Below are 16,166 nucleotides of genomic sequence, written 5' to 3' on the forward strand. Positions count from 1 at the left end.
CGCTACCGTTGAACTAAACTCTGGCACCGATCCTGTGTTACCGGACCTCGATCCCTGAGCCGTCAATGTCGCCCCCTAAAGTTAGTCGAATGTTCAGAACCCTGACGCTTCTCGTTGTCATCATTGCTGCGTTGTACCTGGCGCTGTGTGCGGCGTTGTTCGTGTTTCAGCGCGCGTTGATCTATTACCCGCAACCCAGCGCCCTCGCCACACCCGCGTCGCTGCTGACGCTGAACGTCGAAGATGCGCAAGTACAGGTGTCGGTCAGGCCTCATGACGGCCCGAACGCCTTGATCTATTTCGGTGGCAATGCAGAGGATGTGTCTCGCAGCCTGTCCGGGTTTTCCCAGGCGTTCCCCGAGCATGCGCTGTACTTGATGCACTATCGCGGGTTCGGCGGCAGTAGCGGCTCGCCGTCCGAAGAGGCGATTGCGCGGGATGCGCTGACCCTGTTCGACAAGGTCTACAGCACCCATCCGAATGTGGCCGTGGTCGGACGCAGTCTCGGCTCGGGCGTCGCCGTGCGCCTGGCCAGCCAGCGCCCGGCTTCGCGGCTGATCCTGATCACGCCCTACAACAGCCTGGAAAGCCTCGCCCGGCGCCAGTTCCGCTGGTTCCCGGTGAAGTGGCTGTTGCAGGACCGCTTCGACTCCTGGCGATACGCTGCGCACATCACGGTGCCAACGTTGTTGATCGCCGCGAGCCACGATGAGGTCATCCCGCGTTCCAGCACACAGCAGCTCTACACTCATTTCGCCCCCGGTGTAGCGACGTTGAAGGTGATACCGGACACCGGACATAACTCCATTTCCGACAGTCCCGAATACCTCAAATTGATGCGTGACGGATTATGAGCACGCGCGCATTCATAGACAGCATCGATCACGCAGTCATCGAGAGTGATTGGACTCACCGCTCGCAAGCTCTTAGCCTGCGCGCGACGCGAAACACCTGAAGGCAGAACTCCATGATCGTCAGACCCAAACCGAATTTCATCAACATCCTCAGCGCGATCAAGGGCTCCATCGCCAAACGGATTGCCCTGCGCAGTTTGATGGTGACGCTGCTGGCGTCGGTCATCGTGCTGGTCGAGACCTTGCACCCGAGCTACTTTTCCAAAGTCAGCGCAACGCCGTTCACGCTGCTCGGTTTGTCGCTGTCGATCTTCATGAGCTTTCGCAACAACGCCTGTTATGACCGCTGGTATGAAGGCCGCAAAGCCTGGGGCGATGTGATCGTGGCGATTCGTTCGATGATTCGCGAAACCGTGATCATCAAGGACGCCGACACGCGCAACACCCTGCTGAGTCACTTGTGCGGGTTCGCCCATGCGCTCAACGCCAAACTGCGTCAGGAAAACGAACTGGCGGCGAGTGGCCGCTGGCTCGACCCGATCCCCAAGGACAACGCGCCGGACTTCAGCGGACGCATTTTGCTGCAGGTAGGCCAGCAGTGTTCGGCGCTCAGCGAGTCCGGGGTGATCAACGAATGGCGCTACACGATCATGACCAATCATCTGGCGCACCTGACCCAGGCGCAGGCCGCCTGCGAACGGATCAAACACACGCCATTGCCGTTTGCCTACACCCTGTTGCTGCACCGCACCAGCTACCTGTTCTGCTTCCTGCTGCCCTTCGCCATGGCCGAACCCCTGGGCTGGCTGACCCCGATTTTCACGGCGATTGTGAGCTACACCTTTTTTGGCCTGGACGCGATTGGCGACGAACTGGAGGACCCGTTTGGCCGCGACGAAAACGATCTGCCCCTGGATGCGATCGTGCGCACCATCGAACGGGAAATCCTCACCGCAATGGGGGAAACACAGCTTCCACCGGCGCTGGAACCGGTGGACTTTGTGTTGAAGTGATTTCACACCTGATAGAAATCCCGGTACCACTCGACAAACTGCGCCACACCGGTTTCAACGCCCACTTGCGGGCGGAAGTCGACCCAGTCCGCCAGCGCCGACACATCGGCCCAGGTCTTGATCACGTCGCCCGCTTGCATCGGCAGGTTGTTGCGCTGCGCTTTGATCCCCAATGCCGCCTCCAGGCACTCGATAAAATCCAGCAACGCGACCGGTTGGCCACGGCCGATGTTGAAGAGGCGATTAACGCCCCCGCTCTCATGGGTCGCCAGTGGCGGCTTTGTGCGCAAGCGGGCGATGCCTTCGACGATGTCGTCGACATAGGTGAAGTCACGCGCCATCTGGCCATGGTTGAACACCTCGATCGGCTGGCCCTTGAGGATCGCTTCGGTGAACTTGAACAGCGCCATGTCCGGGCGACCCCAAGGCCCGTACACGGTGAAGAAGCGCAAGCCGCTGGCCTTCAGGCCGTAGAGATGGCAGTAACTGTCGGCGAGTAATTCATTGGCACGTTTGCTTGCGGCGTATAGCGAAACCGGATGGTCCACTGGATCATCGACGCTGAACGGCAGCTTGTTGTTGGCGCCGTACACCGAACTGCTCGATGCGTAGATCAGGTGCGCAGGCGGAGAGTGTCGACAGGCTTCCAGCACATTCAGGAAACCCACCAGGTTGGATTGCGCATAGGCGTCCGGGTTGTCCAGCGAATAACGAACCCCCGCTTGCGCCGCCAAGTGCACCACTTCGGTGAAGTGATGTTCGTCGCACAACGCCATCAACGCAGGCTTGTCGACAATGTCCATTTTCAGAAAACGGAAGCCTTGCAGCACGCTCAATTGTTTCAGCCGGGCCTGTTTGAGTTCGACGCTGTAATAGTCATTGAGGTTATCGATGCCTATCACTTCGAGGCCTTGCAGGCACAACCGTTTGACCGTGTGATACCCGATGAACCCTGCGGCGCCAGTCACAAGAACGCTCATAGTGCCTTGCTCCGCTGTCTGCACATGAAGGTGATAGTTATAGCTTTGCAATTGCATTGGGTCCAGATTCGGCGCTAACTACTTAATATCCCCCACAGTTGGGGGGTTATATCCATATCGCATGACTACCAGTAACAGCAAAAGTTTAATTGGCCCGACGAAATAAAAATCTTCCTTAAAAACAACTGCTTGAGCAGTAGCAAAATGACCAGCGGATAAAAGGCATATTTTTTGACAAGGAACGTTTGACAGCTCGCTTAGAGTGGTCGATAAATACACCGGTCTATTGGAACAGCACGCGAGTGCGGACTATCTGTTTAGCGACTGTTCTTCAGGCCCCCTTCCGAACTATTTTTTTATGCGGGTCCGATGTGCAGACCGTGCGGTAGCTTTGCCCAAGACAAAGTTAAGTCAGGCTTATGCCGAATGCACTGCACGGTATAGCGTCACGTCATTGGCTTGTGCCCTTTCGTGAGGCGTTTTGTGATTCATTATTGATACACAACTGCATAACTCTATAAAAAAACATATCTGCTCGACTAACACTTCCTAGGCCTCAATAGAGCCACTGCCTGCCTAAACTTCTCTATTCACAGAGTTTACCAGCATGCCAGCACATAGCTCCGAACGGTCTAATTGGTACCTGTTGCAATGTAAACCACGTCAGGATGAACGTGCCCACCTCAACCTGCTGCAACAAAACTATGTGATCTTCCACCCCCAACTGGTGACTGAACGCGTGATACGCGGAAAGCGGCGCAGGGTGCTGGAATCGCTCTTCCCTGGGTATCTGTTTATCCACCTCAGCCGTAACGACAATTGGGCGCCCCTACGCTCCACCCGCGGCGTCAGTCGTATTGTCGAATTCAATCATGGTCCTGCGACGGTGGCAGAGCACGTCATCGAGCATTTGCGCGCGCGCTGTTTTGAATCGGCGCAGGCACACGTCGACCAAGACCTGAAACCCGGCGAACACTTGCAAATCATCCGAGGGCCACTGTCGACACTGGAAGGCATCTTCGTGTCCTCGCAGGGGGATGAGCGCGTGATGATCCTGATGCAGTTTCTTAATCGCGATCAAACCATTTGCGTCCCACTGCGTGATCTCGGACGTCAGAGCACACCCATACAACTTAATAACTAATTGCTTGCCTTATATGCTTTTCTTCAGGAGCTATGATATGGCCTTGATGTCACGCTGCCCTGTTGCACTGCTCATGGCCTCTCTTTATCCAGGGATGGCCTGGAGTATTAATCCACAAAATATCGATGTTTACGGCTTTAACTTCACCCCAACTTTCCTATTCTCAGAAAGTTACGATGACAACTTTCGCGAACTGGAAAACAATACGCAATCTTCCATGATCACCCGGCTGGCGCCTTCCTTCGAACTCAAGGCGGAAGACCGTAACAGTGCCACTCGCTTGATCTGGCAGCCCACTCAGTACATTTACCACGACGAGTCGGATGCTTCGTATACGGCACAACGGGTGCGAGCCGACAGCATCATGGAGTTCACCGACCGGCACCGTTTGAAACTTGAAGCCGAATACCGAAAATGGGAGCGCACGGAATCGACAGCAGTCCCGGACGAGAATGACAAACTCAACAACAAACGCGTGGGCGGCTTGTACACCTACGGCGCAAAAAGTGCGGATAACCAGATTGATGTCGGCGCCAACTACGCAGAGCTTCGCTACACCAATGGCGATGGCGTCAACGACGACAAAGAACGTAATACCACCGGCGTGACCACCACTTGGTATCACCGCATTGGCAGCAATACCCGTGGTTTGCTGGAGTACGACCATACGGACTTCGATTATTTGCAAGCCAACAGCCCGCGCAGCAGTAAATCCGACGCAGTTCTGGGCGGTGCCACATGGGACTTCACCGCACGCACCTCGGGCAAAGTACGCATTGGTTACGAGAAAAAGAATTTCGACAACAGCGAATCCAAAGACCTCGACAACCCCACTTGGCAAGTGGATCTGCAATACAAGCCGCGCACCTATTCGACCTTTACCTTCGTCGCCCGCCAGGCCCTCGCCGAGGGTGACGATGGCGCCGACGCGGTGAAATCGACCTTCACCCAGGTCGGTTGGCGCCATGGCTGGACCGAACGCATCACCACCGTGGCCCAGGCCGGCTACGGCCAATATGTCTACGAAGGCCAAAGCCGCAAGGACGATCTTCAGGACTACAACCTGGCCCTGATATACGCCATGCGCCGATGGCTGGATATCGAACTCGGCTATCGCTACCGGGATAACAACTCGGATGCCGAAGATGAAAGCTACACCCGCAACGTTGTTTCGATCAGCTTCAACGTAAGCCTATAGGAGGGTTTTGCCATGAACTCACACACTCTTGGCTTGTTGTTCGTATTGGCATTTGTCCCCACTACGTACGCAGCGGACCCCGGCACCCAGTACAAACTGGCCGCGGGCGATGTCTTGCGCATCACCGTGTTCGGCGAGCCGGAACTGAGCATTAAAAGGGTCCGCCTCAACGATGCGGGAACGTTTTCCTACCCATTCCTGGGTGAAATTTCCGCCAAGGGTCTCACCCCCAGCCAACTTGAAAAGGTCATCGTCGATGGGCTCAAGCAGGGCTACCTGACCGATCCGAAAGTCAGCCTGAGTCAGATCGAATACCGCTCGTTCTACATCAACGGCGAGGTCACCAAGCCTGGCAGCTACCCGTTCGTGCCCGGCCTGACGCTTGAAAAAGCCATCGCCCTGGGCGGTGGCCTGACCGAGCGCGCCTCGATCAAACGCGTGACGATTGTGCGCGGCGACAGCGGCCAGACCCTCACCGATGAAGTAACACGCGGCACCACGATTGCCCCCGGCGACACCATTTCCATTGCACAAGGCTTTTTCTAATCATGGACAACAGCCCTAGCACCTACGTCGAACGGCCTCTGCAAACGCACCTGCATCAGCAGCACAGCGAAGACAGGGACACCATTGATCTGCTCAAACTGTGGAGGGTGATCTGGCGCGCGAAATGGAAAATCGGCTGGCTGGTGGTACTCAGCATTGCCTTGGCGGTGGCGGCGGTCTCTTTGATCACCCCGCAATACGTCGGCAGTACCACGTTGCTGTTCAACGACAAGACGCCGCCGCTGATGTCCTTCCAGCAAGTGAAGGATTCAAGCAGCAATGCCACCGACTACTTGCAGACCCAACAGGCACTCCTGGAATCCCGGGACCTGGCCGAGCGAGCGGTGAAAAAACTCGGCCTTACCACCAACCCGATCACGGACCCGCGCCAGCAACCGGCGCCGTGGTTCACCCCGCGCCAATGGCTGGCGGACCTCAACCTGGATCAATGGATACCCGGACTGGGCATGCTGTTGCCGGTGAAGGACGCGCCAACCGAGGAAGACGTGTTCAATCAGGTCACGCAAAACCTGATGCTGCACACCACCGTCAAGTTTGTCGGCAAAAGCCAACTGCTGAACATCGAGGTCGAGCTGCCGGACCCTGATCTCGCCGCCGCCGCGGCCAACGCATTGGCCCAAGGCTTTACCGACAGCCAGATCGACACCAGCGAAAAGTCTTCGCAGACCACCACCGCGTGGATGAACACCCGACTGGTCGAGCTGCGCAATAACCTGCGCGTGGCCGAGAAAAAACTCCAGGGTTACCGCGAAGAGCAAGGGCTGGTCGATGTCGGCGGTGTCTCCACCATCAGCGCCAACGAACTGGAGGCGACCGGCAGCCGCATGGTCGACGCCCGCCGCACCCGTGCCGAAGCCGAGAGCGAATACCGTCAGGCCAAAGCCTTGAGCACTGGCGACTTGAGTCGGCTCTCCAGCGTTCCCGCGGTGCTGGCCAACCCGCTGGTCCAGCAATTCCAGGCGGACCGGGCCAAAGCGCAAGCCAAGGTCGATGAGCTGTCGGGGCGCTATGGGCCTAAACACCCGAGCCTGATTTCCGCGCAGTCCGAATTGCGCGCCGCCACCACCGCCCTGCAATTGCAGGTGCAGCAAGTGGTCGCCGGGATCGAGCGGCAATACCAGCTCGCCTCGGCCAGCGAAGCCTCGATCCGCCAATCGTTCAACAGCAACAAGGCGCAGATCCAGGACATCGCGCGCAAAGAGTTTCAGTTGCGCGAGTTCCAGCGTGAGGTCGACAGCACCCGTGCCTTGTACGAAACCTTCGTCACTCGCTTGAAGGAAACCGCCGCCACTGCCGACATGGACTCGACCAAAGTGCGCATCGTCGACCCGGCGATTGTGCCGATGGAAGCCAGCAAGCCACGCAAAACGCTGATCGTGGGCATTGTCGGGTTGCTGGCCGCGCTGGTTGGCGTTGCGCTGGCCCTGCTGTTCGACAGCCTGAGCAACACCTTCAAGACCGACGATGCGGTCGAAAGCACGCTCAATATTCCATTGCTCAGCGTCGTGCCGTTGGTGATGAAGAAAAGCCGCCGGCAACTGGCGCGCTTGTTCGAGGACAACGACAACCCGCGTTTTTCCGAGACCATTCGCAACCTGCGCACCTGGTTGATGTTGCAAAGCAGCGAGATGCCGTCGCAGGTGGTGCTGGTGACCTCGACCGTGGCCGGTGAGGGCAAAAGCACCATCGCCAACAACCTCGCCAGCTCGCTCACGTCACTTGAGCGGGTGCTGCTGATCGATGCCGACATGCGTCAGCCGACCCTTTCGCTGAACTTCGACTTCCCGCCGGATGCTCCCGGGTTGGCGAATGTCATCGCGGGCACGGCGCGGCTCGAAGACTGCATCGTCTCGGTGGGCAACCTGGATTTACTGCCGGCCGGCAGAATGTTGCAGCCCTCGGTGGACCTGTTCACCGCACCGCGCCTGCCGTCCCCCGCCGACGCACTCAACCCGGCGCGCCAGCCACCGCCGCAGGACTTGCTCAGCTCGCCGCGCATGGCGCGGATGCTCGAAGCACTGAAGTCGCGGTACCGCCACATCATCATCGATTCGCCGCCGGCGGAGATGATCAGCGACGCCTTGCTGCTGGCCCAGCATTCGGACGCCGTGATCTACGTGGTCAAGGCCGACAGCACGCCGATCAGCCAGGTGCAAAGGGGCATCGCGATGCTGCAACAAAGCCACGTACCGGTGTTCGGCACCGTGCTCAACCAGGTCGACCTGCGCAAGGCGCGCAAGTACGGCTACAACCACTCCCGCACTTTCTATAACTACGACTTCGCGCCCCGGTAACACCGGGGCGACCCAGTCGACGCGTCACCTCTGCCAAAACAAAAACAGCTGCTTCACCTCTGCCGAGCTACGGAAAAGCCTGCGGGAGCCACGCCGTGTCCGCCCGTTTTGTGCTGGTGCATCACTTCTGCCTTGAGGTTAAGCCCATGACACCGCTCTATACCGCTCACTTGACCCACCGCCGGGGCCTGACCTTCTGGGGCCAGTGGCTGTGCGCGATGACGCTGACCACCGCACTGTTAATGGTGCTCGTGTGGTGGCGCGTCGGCAGCCTGACCAGCGATTACCGCATCCTGCTGATCCTGACGGTGCTCGGCTCGGTGCCGATCTACAGCCTGATGCAGGTCTACCACAAGCGTCATGGCCTGTTGGTCGGGCTCGGCCGATTGCTTGCCGGCTGGCTGATCCTGCTGGCCGTGCTGGCGGCCATTGCCTTCATCACCCAGACCAGTGCGACGTACTCGCGCCAGGTCATCATGGTCTGGGCGGTGCTGGGGTTCCTGGTCCAGGCGTTGAGCTTTTTGCCCCTGCATTACTTCGCCCGGTTGCACTCGCGCATGGTCTGCAAGGAACGCCGTTCGGTGATCATCGGCACCTGCCCGACCGCCCATGAACTGGCGAAAAAGCTGTCCCGTCCGAACCGCGCGCTGGTCCTGGGTTTCATCGCCGCCGCCGACGACAGCGGCCCGGCGCCGAGCATTCTGCCGCTGCTGGGCAAGGTCGACGGCATTCGCGAAATCATCACCCGCCTGGCCGTGCGGCGCGTCTACATCGTCCTGACGATGGCGCATGCCGCGACCATCGAAGCGCTGTACATCGACCTGCTGGACATGAACGTCGACGTGGTCTGGATCCCGGATTTCGGCAGCATGGTGCTGCTCAACCATTCGATCTCGGAAATCGAGCGGATGCCGGCGATCTACCTCAACGAAAGCCTGATCAGCTCGCACCCCGCCAGCCTGTTTTGCAAGGACCTGTTCGAACGCAGCCTGGCGGCCATGGCCCTGATTGTGATCAGCCCGTTGCTGTTGTTGGTCGCGGCGGCCGTCAAGTTGAGCTCCCCGGGCCCGGTGCTGTTCAAGCAAAACCGCCACGGCTGCAACGGCGAAGTGATCAAGGTCTGGAAGTTTCGCTCGATGCGCGTCCACGACGACCGCGAGGTGCGCCAGGCCACCCGCGAAGACGACCGCGTCACGCCGGTCGGGCGCTTCCTGCGCCGCAGTTCCATCGACGAATTGCCGCAACTGTTCAACGTGCTGTTCGGCCAAATGGCCTTGGTCGGCCCCCGCCCTCACGCCGTCACCCACAACATTTACTACACCGGCAAAGTCCGCGCCTACATGGCCCGACATCGCCTCAAGCCGGGCATTACCGGGCTGGCGCAGGTCACCGGGCATCGCGGCGAAACCGAGACGGTTGAAAAGATGCAGCTACGCGTCGCCCAAGACCTCAACTACATCAACCAATGGTCGCTGTGGCTGGACATCAAGATTCTGATCAAGACGCCCTTCACGTTGTTCTCGAAAAACATCTACTGACCCCCTGCTTCGACTACCCGAGGTTTGATCATGAATGTGAGCGTATTCGGTATTGGTTATGTGGGCCTGGTCCAGGGCGCCGCGCTGGCAGAAGTCGGCCATAACGTGATGTGCGTGGATGTCGACGCCGCCAAGGTCGAGGCCCTCAAGGACGGCACCTTGCCGATCTACGAGCCGGGCCTGAAAACCCTGGTGCGCGACAACTACCAGAGCGGCCGCCTGCAGTTCAGCACCGACTTGGCCAGCGCCGTGCAGCATGGCGATGTGTTGTTGATCGCCGTCGGCACACCGCCCGACGAGGACGGTTCGGCCGACCTTCAGTACGTGTTGAGCGTGGCGCAAACCATCGCGCAGAACATGGATCGCCACCAGATCATCGTCGACAAATCCACCGTCCCCGTCGGCACGGGCGACCTGGTCCGCGCACGCATCGAACAGGTGCTGGCGGACAACGATCGCGGTCATCTGACCTTCGACGTGGTCTCCAACCCGGAATTTCTCAAGGAAGGCTGCGCGGTCGAAGACTGCATGCGCCCGGACCGGATCGTCATCGGCACCGACAGCCCGCGCGCTGAAGAGGTCATGCGCGAACTGTACGAACCGTTCAATCGCAACCGCGAAAAAATCATCGTCATGGACATTCGCAGCGCCGAGCTGACCAAGTACGCGGCCAACTGCATGCTGGCGACCAAGATCAGCTTCATGAACGAAATGGCCAACATCGCCGAAAAGCTCGGCGCCGACATCGAAATGGTCCGCCACGGCATCGGGTCCGACCCGCGCATTGGTTATCAATTTATCTACCCCGGCCTCGGTTACGGCGGCTCGTGTTTTCCCAAGGACGTAAAGGCGCTGATTCACGCCGCCACCAGCGTCGACATCGATGCGCGGGTGCTCAAGGCCGTGGAGTCACGCAACAACGACCAGAAAACCACCCTCTACAGCAAGATTTTCAATCACTTCGACGGTGCCCTGCGGGGCAAGACCTTCGCCTTGTGGGGCTTGAGCTTCAAACCCAACACCGACGACATGCGCGAAGCCCCCAGCCGGGTCTTGATGGAAGCCCTGTGGCACGCCGGTGCCAACGTCCAGGCCTACGACCCGAAAGCCATGGAAGAAACCCAGCGCATTTACGGCTCGCGCGATGACCTGACCTTGGCGGGCACCAAAGAAGCGGCGCTGAAAAATGCCGACGCCTTGATCATCGTCACCGAGTGGCAAGCGTTCCGCGCGCCGGACTTCGACCTGATCAGCCAGCGGCTCAAGCAACCGCTGATTTTCGACGGACGCAACCTGTTCGACCCACAGCGCTTGAGCAAACGTGGCTTTACCTACGTGTCCGTGGGTCGGCCGACCCATGCCGCGATTTGAAGGGGGCCGGGCCATGATCACGCTGAAAATCGTCAGGCATTACTCACCGACCTTGCTCGACGCCAACCAGGCGTACTCCTTCATCAACTTCGCCTCCATCAGCAGCTTTTTTAAACACACCCCGGGCACCGTCGCCTACTTTTGCGACGGCATGCTGATGTCAGCGTTCATGTCGCGGGTCACCGGGCGCAACGTCGGCCGGGTCAGCTTCGACTTCACTTCCATCGCTCACCCGGTGCTCGGCAGCGCCGAACAACAGGGCAAACGGGTGTATTTCGTCGGCGCCCGGCAAGACGAACTGGAGTTGTTCATCGGCAAGATCAAGGCGCGCTATCCACAGCTGATCATCGCCGGCTACCACAATGGCTACTTCGATGCGGCTCAGGCCGAAGGGATTCAGGCCGAGATCTGTCGCAGCGAAGCGAACATCCTGATCGTCGGTCTCGGCGCCGGATTGCAGGAACAGTTCGAGCAGGACGCGCAGCGATCCGGGTTTCGCGGCGTGGCCTTTACCTGTGGCGGGTTCATTCGCCAGGAGGCCATGGCCACGCGTCAGTACTACCCGGCGGCGATCAATCGCCTGCACCTGCGCGCGTTCTATCGCATGTACCGCGAGCCGCACACCATCAAGCGCTACCTCGTCGACTACCCAAGCAATTTCCTGCAACTGCTGGCGATGGTCGTTCGGCGCGAAGTCACCATCAGTGTCGGGGAATGACCATGCACATTCTGTTCATCCTCAAGGATTTCAAATCGGGCGGTGGCGTCGAGCGCGTTCAACAGCGCTTGTCCGAGCAGTTTCTCAAGGACGGCCAACGGGTGAGCTTCTTCGTCATCAATGGCGACACGCCGGACACTGAAGGCGTGCAGAGCCTCAATGACGGCGGTGGCAGCGGCCTGTGGGGGATGCTCAAATCGATCGTCCAGTTGCGCCGGTTGATTCGCCGAGAGGGCGTCACCCACCTGATTTCCGCCAAGGAGCAGGCCAACCTGTGTACGTGGTTCGCCACCCTCGGCAGCCCGTGCAAGGTCATCTATAGCCGCCACACCACCCTCGATTGCACCGAACAGAAAACCGGCCCCGCCAGCCTGCGCCTGCTCTACGCGCTGTACCTGTGTGGCAGCGGCAAGGTGGTGGCGGTGTCCACTGTGTTGCGCCAGTCGTTGGTCGACATGATGCCGTGGGGGCAGCAGCGCATCCGCTATTGCCCGAACGCGGTTATCACCGAACAACTGCTGCGCGCCGGCAAGGGCCCGTTACCCACCGAAGTCCCCCGCAATTACTGGTTGGGGCTGGGCCGGTTGGTCGAGCCCAAGGGCTTTAACCTGCTGCTCGACGCCTATGCCATGGCCCTGCATAGCGAAGCCGTGCCGGATCTGGTGATCGCCGGTGACGGTCCACTGCGCGAAGCCCTGCTCATTCAGGCAAACCGCCTGGGGATCGCGCACCGGGTGCATTTCACCGGGTTCCTGAGCAACCCCTATCCGCTGCTTAAGAACGCGCGGTTGTTCATTCTCAGCTCGGTGCACGAAGGCATGCCGACCGTGCTGATCGAGGCCCTGGCGCTGGGTACGCCGGTGCTGGCGTGCGACTGCGAGACCGGGCCTCGGGAATTGCTGGACCACGGTCGACTCGGCCAACTGGTCAAGGTCAACGACGTGCCGGCGCTGGCCGAAGGCATGCTGCAAAGCCTGTTTTTGCAGGGCCAGGTGGCGATCAACGAGGACATGATCTGCGACGCGATCCGCCAGTACACCAGCCAGTACGCCGCACAAGCGTATTACCAGGTGTGGAATCAATGAAAAAGCTACTGATTATCCTCCACGACCTCAGCGCAGGCGGGGCGGAAAAAATGATGACGCGCCTGGCCGGTGCGCTGGTGGACGCGGGCAATGACGTGACCCTGCTGATGCTCACCGGCGGCGGCCTCAACGTGGCTAACCTCGACCCCCGGGTGAAAAAGGTTGAACTGGGTAGCCCGCGCAGTTCACGGGCGGTGCCGGCGCTGGCGCGTTTCCTTCGGCAAAACCGTTTCGACGCGCAACTGGCGGCGCTGACTCACGTCAACGTGGTCGCCATCGTTGCCGCCGCGCTGTCGGGGACGCTGGCCCGGTTGCACGTCAGCGAGCGCAATGCGTTTTCCCACGACAAGCACGTCAACCCCGACCTCATGGTGCGGATCGCTTACCGGGTGGCGCCGCTGCTGTATCGGCTGATTCCCAACCCGGTGATTTGCGTGTCACGCGGCGTCGCCCAGGATTTGATCGACACCACCATTGCCCGTCGCCAGGACGTGACCATTGCCGACAACCCGGTGCTCGACAACGATTTTCGCGACAAGCCGCCGCGCCCGCCCAGCCATCGCTGGCTGCTGGAAGCGTCCAGCCCGGTGATTGTCGCCGTGGGTCGCCTGGCGCCGCAAAAAGGTTTCGACACCTTGATCACCGCGTTCGCCGCACTGCCCAATCGCAACGCGCGCCTGATCATTTTTGGCGAAGGCGGATTGCGCGATCGTTTGCTGGCGCAGGCACGTAAACTGGGCGTGGAGGATCGGATCGACCTGCCGGGGTACACCCATGACCCGTTGGCGGAAGTGGCCGCCGCCGATTGCTTCGTGTTGTCGTCGCGTTTCGAAGGCAGCCCCAACGCGCTGGTCGAAGCGCTCTCCACCGGCACGCGGGTAGTGTCGACCCGTTGCCCCCATGGCCCGCAAGACATCCTGATCAATGGCGTCGTAGCCCCTCTGGTGGCGGTCGACGACCCGATTGCACTGTCGCAGGCAATTGCCCTGCAACTCACCACCCCACGCGATGTACACCGCCAGGCCCGCCTCGATGCGGCGGCCCGGTTCATGAACGCCAGCGCGGTGAAAACCTACCTCACCGCCCTGCTCGGGAGCCCCTCGCCATGAACAGACTGGAGATCCGCTATTCCACCCTGCGTGACGGCTTCACCTTGTTCGGTGTGCTGTTTTACATCCAGGTGATTTCGTTTGTCCTTGGTTTGGGCGGCGCTTCGAGTTTCGACGACATCGACAAAGACCTCGAAGGCAACGTGACCAACCAGGTCTGCGGCTTGATCACGTTGCTGGTGCCGTTGTTTTTCTTCATTCGCAACAAGGTGTTCCTCAGTAAAAGTTTCTACCGTGGCAACTTCTTTCTGCTGCTGTTCCTGCTCTGTGTGATCGCCTCCATCGGCTGGTCGTTCGACCCGATGCTCAGCCTCAAACGCTTTGTCGCGATGATCAGCGTGGTGTTTTTTGCCGGTTTCATCGCCTACAACTACAGCCTTGAAAAAATCACCTTCATGCTCGGCTGTGCCATTGGCGTGGCGGCGTTGATCGGCTTGATTCTCGCGTTGGTGATGCCCAGTGCGGCGTTCATTTCCGGGGGGATTCGCGACGGCGCGTTCAAAGGGATCTTCATGGAGAAGAACGCCGGCGCACGGATCAATGCCATCGCGATCCTGCTGTTGCTGCCGATGATTCGCCAGCGCAACCGCTGGGCGCTGTTCTGCTCGTTTTTCTCGCTGATCGCGATCCTGCTCGCGCAGTCAGCGACCGGGGTGGTGCTGATCATTGCCGGCACCATCAGCTACGGCTATTTCCTGACGCTGATCCGGTTGCGCATGAACCGATCGCAGCTGATGTTCCTTGGTTGCACCCTGCTCTACCTGCTGGTCTGTCTTTTTCTCTACAGCAACTTCGCGGTGCTGCTGGAGATGGCGGGGCGTGACCCGTCACTCACCGACCGAACGATGATCTGGGAGCTGCTGGCACCCTTTGTCGACAGTCAATTCCTCAAGGGCTACGGCTACGGCGCCTTCTGGTCGAGCCCGGACGCGGACGCCTTCATTACCCGTTGGGGCTATATCGGCAACGCCCACAGCGGCTACATGGAAACGCTGCTCAACGGCGGCATCATCCAGCTGACCGCGCTGGGCCTGCTGCTCGCTGAAGCGCTGATCAAGCAATACCGCGCCGTGACGGCTAATCAATCCGCGCAGTTTCGCGCCAGCGCCCTAGTGATTATCGGTCTGTTCGCCGTCACCAACTACGTGGCGTATGTGATCCCCAACTACCGCTCCGCCGAGTTTCTGGTGTTCTGCACCCTGGCATTGTCATTCCGGCACCACCACGCCAAAGCGTTTGAACACTCACCGGCCACCGTGCACCACGTCCCCGCTGACGCCGCACGCCATGGCGCAGCGGCCCAGGTCATCCACAAGGAGCAACGCCCGTGCTGAATCCAGTCTCCCCAGCACCGTGTACGGTGTGCGTGGTCATCCCGATGTACAACGCCGCCGTCAGCATCCGCCAGACCCTGGACTCGCTGTGCGAGCAAACCCGGCGGCCTGATCACGTCATCGTCATCGACGACGGCTCTGGCGACGCCGGGCCGCAGATCGTTTACGACTATGTCGCGCCATTCCCCTTGACCCTGTTGCGCCAGGCCAATGAAGGCCCCGCCAGCGCGCGCAACCGCGGCGTGTTCCGCTCCGAAGAAACCTTTATTGCATTCCTCGATGCCGATGATCAGTGGCACCCGCAAAAGCTGGAAAAACAGTTGGCGCTGTATGAAGAGCTCTGCCGCCTCGGGCACTCGGTGGGGCTGATTGATTGCGACGTGTTGATCGAGTACAGCGACGGCACCCGGCAAGTCGAAGAGCGGCACAAATGCGGCCGGCACTTCGACGATTTCATTCACGCCAACATCGTCAACGGCACCTCGGCAGTGCTGGTGCTACGCGAAGTGGTGACTGCACTCGGCGGGTTCGACCCGTCGCTGCACTTTGCCGAGGACCGCTTGCTGTGGACGCGGATCGCCGAGTACTGGGAAATCCGCACGGTGCCGCAGGTGCTGGTCCGGCGCGAGATCAACAGCAACAACATCACCGCCCAGCCGAAAAAGTACTACCCGCACAAGGTCAAGTTCATCGAGCTGTACCTGGCGCGTTATGGCGCCGTACTGAGCCGCCAGCAGCGCATCGATTTCGTGCTGGCCAACCATGCGGAATTTCTCGACTCGTTTTCTCGACAAGGTCTGCATTCGCAGGTGATCAGCGTATACCGCAGCATGTTTGAACATTCCTGGCAGACGCTGTTTTTCTGCCGTGGCAAACAGACCCTGCGCTACCTCTATGCGCGGGCAAAAACCTTGCGCAAGGCAGCCGAGTCGACCACCGCTCATTGATCCGGTCCCGCTCC

General features: G+C 59.7%; 14 protein-coding genes. 13 read left to right on the plus strand and 1 reads right to left on the minus strand.

The features are described 5' to 3' along the window. Positions 1-65: 65 nt before the first annotated feature. Positions 66-854 carry an alpha/beta hydrolase gene (locus tag ACWKV5_RS00820; RefSeq protein WP_483839739.1) on the plus strand — a complete coding sequence of 263 codons (789 nt, stop codon included), beginning with the start codon at positions 66-68 and terminating at the stop codon, positions 852-854. 113 nt (positions 855-967) lie between these two features. Further along, positions 968-1,867, plus strand: a complete 900-nt coding sequence (locus tag ACWKV5_RS00825) for a bestrophin family protein (protein ID WP_483839740.1) — start codon at positions 968-970, stop codon at positions 1,865-1,867. A 2-nt stretch (positions 1,868-1,869) separates the two neighbouring features. On the opposite strand, the gene ACWKV5_RS00830 is transcribed toward ACWKV5_RS00825, so the two are convergent. Continuing rightward, a complete protein-coding gene (locus tag ACWKV5_RS00830) occupies positions 1,870-2,847 on the minus strand; it encodes an NAD-dependent epimerase (protein WP_483839741.1) in 978 nt (325 codons plus the stop codon). A 607-nt stretch (positions 2,848-3,454) separates the two neighbouring features. Here ACWKV5_RS00830 and rfaH point away from each other — a divergent pair. The 11 genes from rfaH to ACWKV5_RS00885 all read left to right on the plus strand — a co-directional run bounded on the left by rfaH (position 3,455) and on the right by ACWKV5_RS00885 (position 16,152). Then, positions 3,455-3,991: a transcription/translation regulatory transformer protein RfaH gene (gene rfaH, locus ACWKV5_RS00835; protein ID WP_483839742.1), complete on the plus strand. Its 537-nt coding sequence runs from the start codon at positions 3,455-3,457 to the stop codon at positions 3,989-3,991. 94 nt (positions 3,992-4,085) lie between these two features. Continuing rightward, positions 4,086-5,189: an outer membrane beta-barrel protein gene (locus ACWKV5_RS00840; RefSeq protein ID WP_483840302.1), complete on the plus strand. Its 1,104-nt coding sequence runs from the start codon at positions 4,086-4,088 to the stop codon at positions 5,187-5,189. Between the two features lie 12 nt (positions 5,190-5,201). After that, the gene (locus ACWKV5_RS00845; RefSeq protein WP_483839743.1) at positions 5,202-5,735 is read left to right on the plus strand and encodes a polysaccharide biosynthesis/export family protein; all 534 of its coding nucleotides are present in this window, start codon (positions 5,202-5,204) and stop codon (positions 5,733-5,735) included. Positions 5,736-5,737: 2 nt separating this feature from the next. Then, complete coding sequence (locus ACWKV5_RS00850) at positions 5,738-8,050, plus strand: GumC family protein (protein WP_483839744.1); 2,313 nt, start codon at positions 5,738-5,740, stop codon at positions 8,048-8,050. 146 nt (positions 8,051-8,196) lie between these two features. Further along, complete coding sequence (locus tag ACWKV5_RS00855; protein WP_483840303.1) at positions 8,197-9,588, plus strand: undecaprenyl-phosphate glucose phosphotransferase; 1,392 nt, start codon at positions 8,197-8,199, stop codon at positions 9,586-9,588. Between the two features lie 30 nt (positions 9,589-9,618). Then, positions 9,619-10,959 carry a UDP-glucose dehydrogenase family protein gene (locus ACWKV5_RS00860; RefSeq protein ID WP_483839745.1) on the plus strand — a complete coding sequence of 447 codons (1,341 nt, stop codon included), beginning with the start codon at positions 9,619-9,621 and terminating at the stop codon, positions 10,957-10,959. A 13-nt stretch (positions 10,960-10,972) separates the two neighbouring features. Then, entirely contained in the window at positions 10,973-11,677 is a 705-nt protein-coding gene (locus tag ACWKV5_RS00865) for a WecB/TagA/CpsF family glycosyltransferase (protein ID WP_483839746.1), read from the plus strand. Positions 11,678-11,679: 2 nt separating this feature from the next. Next, a complete protein-coding gene (locus tag ACWKV5_RS00870; RefSeq protein ID WP_483839747.1) occupies positions 11,680-12,762 on the plus strand; it encodes a glycosyltransferase in 1,083 nt (360 codons plus the stop codon). Next, complete coding sequence (locus tag ACWKV5_RS00875; protein ID WP_483839748.1) at positions 12,759-13,871, plus strand: glycosyltransferase; 1,113 nt, start codon at positions 12,759-12,761, stop codon at positions 13,869-13,871. The genes ACWKV5_RS00870 and ACWKV5_RS00875 overlap by 4 nt, the downstream gene beginning before the upstream one ends. Beyond that, on the plus strand, positions 13,868-15,205 hold the full coding sequence (locus ACWKV5_RS00880; RefSeq protein WP_483839749.1) for an O-antigen ligase family protein: 1,338 nt from the start codon (positions 13,868-13,870) through the stop codon (positions 15,203-15,205). The genes ACWKV5_RS00875 and ACWKV5_RS00880 overlap by 4 nt, the downstream gene beginning before the upstream one ends. Continuing rightward, a complete protein-coding gene (locus tag ACWKV5_RS00885; protein ID WP_483839750.1) occupies positions 15,199-16,152 on the plus strand; it encodes a glycosyltransferase family 2 protein in 954 nt (317 codons plus the stop codon). Before ACWKV5_RS00880 ends, ACWKV5_RS00885 begins: the two co-directional genes overlap by 7 nt. Positions 16,153-16,166: the final 14 nt, after the last annotated feature.

Source organism: Pseudomonas oplopanacis, assembly GCF_057128725.1.

Excerpts from the sequence above, each read along its gene's own strand:
- ACWKV5_RS00820 (WP_483839739.1), top strand. The coding sequence starts at position 66 with ATGTCGCCCCCTAAAGTTAGTCGAATGTTCAGAACCCTGACGCTTCTC.
- ACWKV5_RS00825 (WP_483839740.1), top strand. The coding sequence starts at position 968 with ATGATCGTCAGACCCAAACCGAATTTCATCAACATCCTCAGCGCGATC.
- ACWKV5_RS00830 (WP_483839741.1), bottom strand. The coding sequence starts at position 2,847 with ATGAGCGTTCTTGTGACTGGCGCCGCAGGGTTCATCGGGTATCACACG.
- rfaH (WP_483839742.1), top strand. The coding sequence starts at position 3,455 with ATGCCAGCACATAGCTCCGAACGGTCTAATTGGTACCTGTTGCAATGT.
- ACWKV5_RS00840 (WP_483840302.1), top strand. The coding sequence starts at position 4,086 with ATGGCCTGGAGTATTAATCCACAAAATATCGATGTTTACGGCTTTAAC.
- ACWKV5_RS00845 (WP_483839743.1), top strand. The coding sequence starts at position 5,202 with ATGAACTCACACACTCTTGGCTTGTTGTTCGTATTGGCATTTGTCCCC.
- ACWKV5_RS00850 (WP_483839744.1), top strand. The coding sequence starts at position 5,738 with ATGGACAACAGCCCTAGCACCTACGTCGAACGGCCTCTGCAAACGCAC.
- ACWKV5_RS00855 (WP_483840303.1), top strand. The coding sequence starts at position 8,197 with ATGACACCGCTCTATACCGCTCACTTGACCCACCGCCGGGGCCTGACC.
- ACWKV5_RS00860 (WP_483839745.1), top strand. The coding sequence starts at position 9,619 with ATGAATGTGAGCGTATTCGGTATTGGTTATGTGGGCCTGGTCCAGGGC.
- ACWKV5_RS00865 (WP_483839746.1), top strand. The coding sequence starts at position 10,973 with ATGATCACGCTGAAAATCGTCAGGCATTACTCACCGACCTTGCTCGAC.
- ACWKV5_RS00870 (WP_483839747.1), top strand. The coding sequence starts at position 11,680 with ATGCACATTCTGTTCATCCTCAAGGATTTCAAATCGGGCGGTGGCGTC.
- ACWKV5_RS00875 (WP_483839748.1), top strand. The coding sequence starts at position 12,759 with ATGAAAAAGCTACTGATTATCCTCCACGACCTCAGCGCAGGCGGGGCG.
- ACWKV5_RS00880 (WP_483839749.1), top strand. The coding sequence starts at position 13,868 with ATGAACAGACTGGAGATCCGCTATTCCACCCTGCGTGACGGCTTCACC.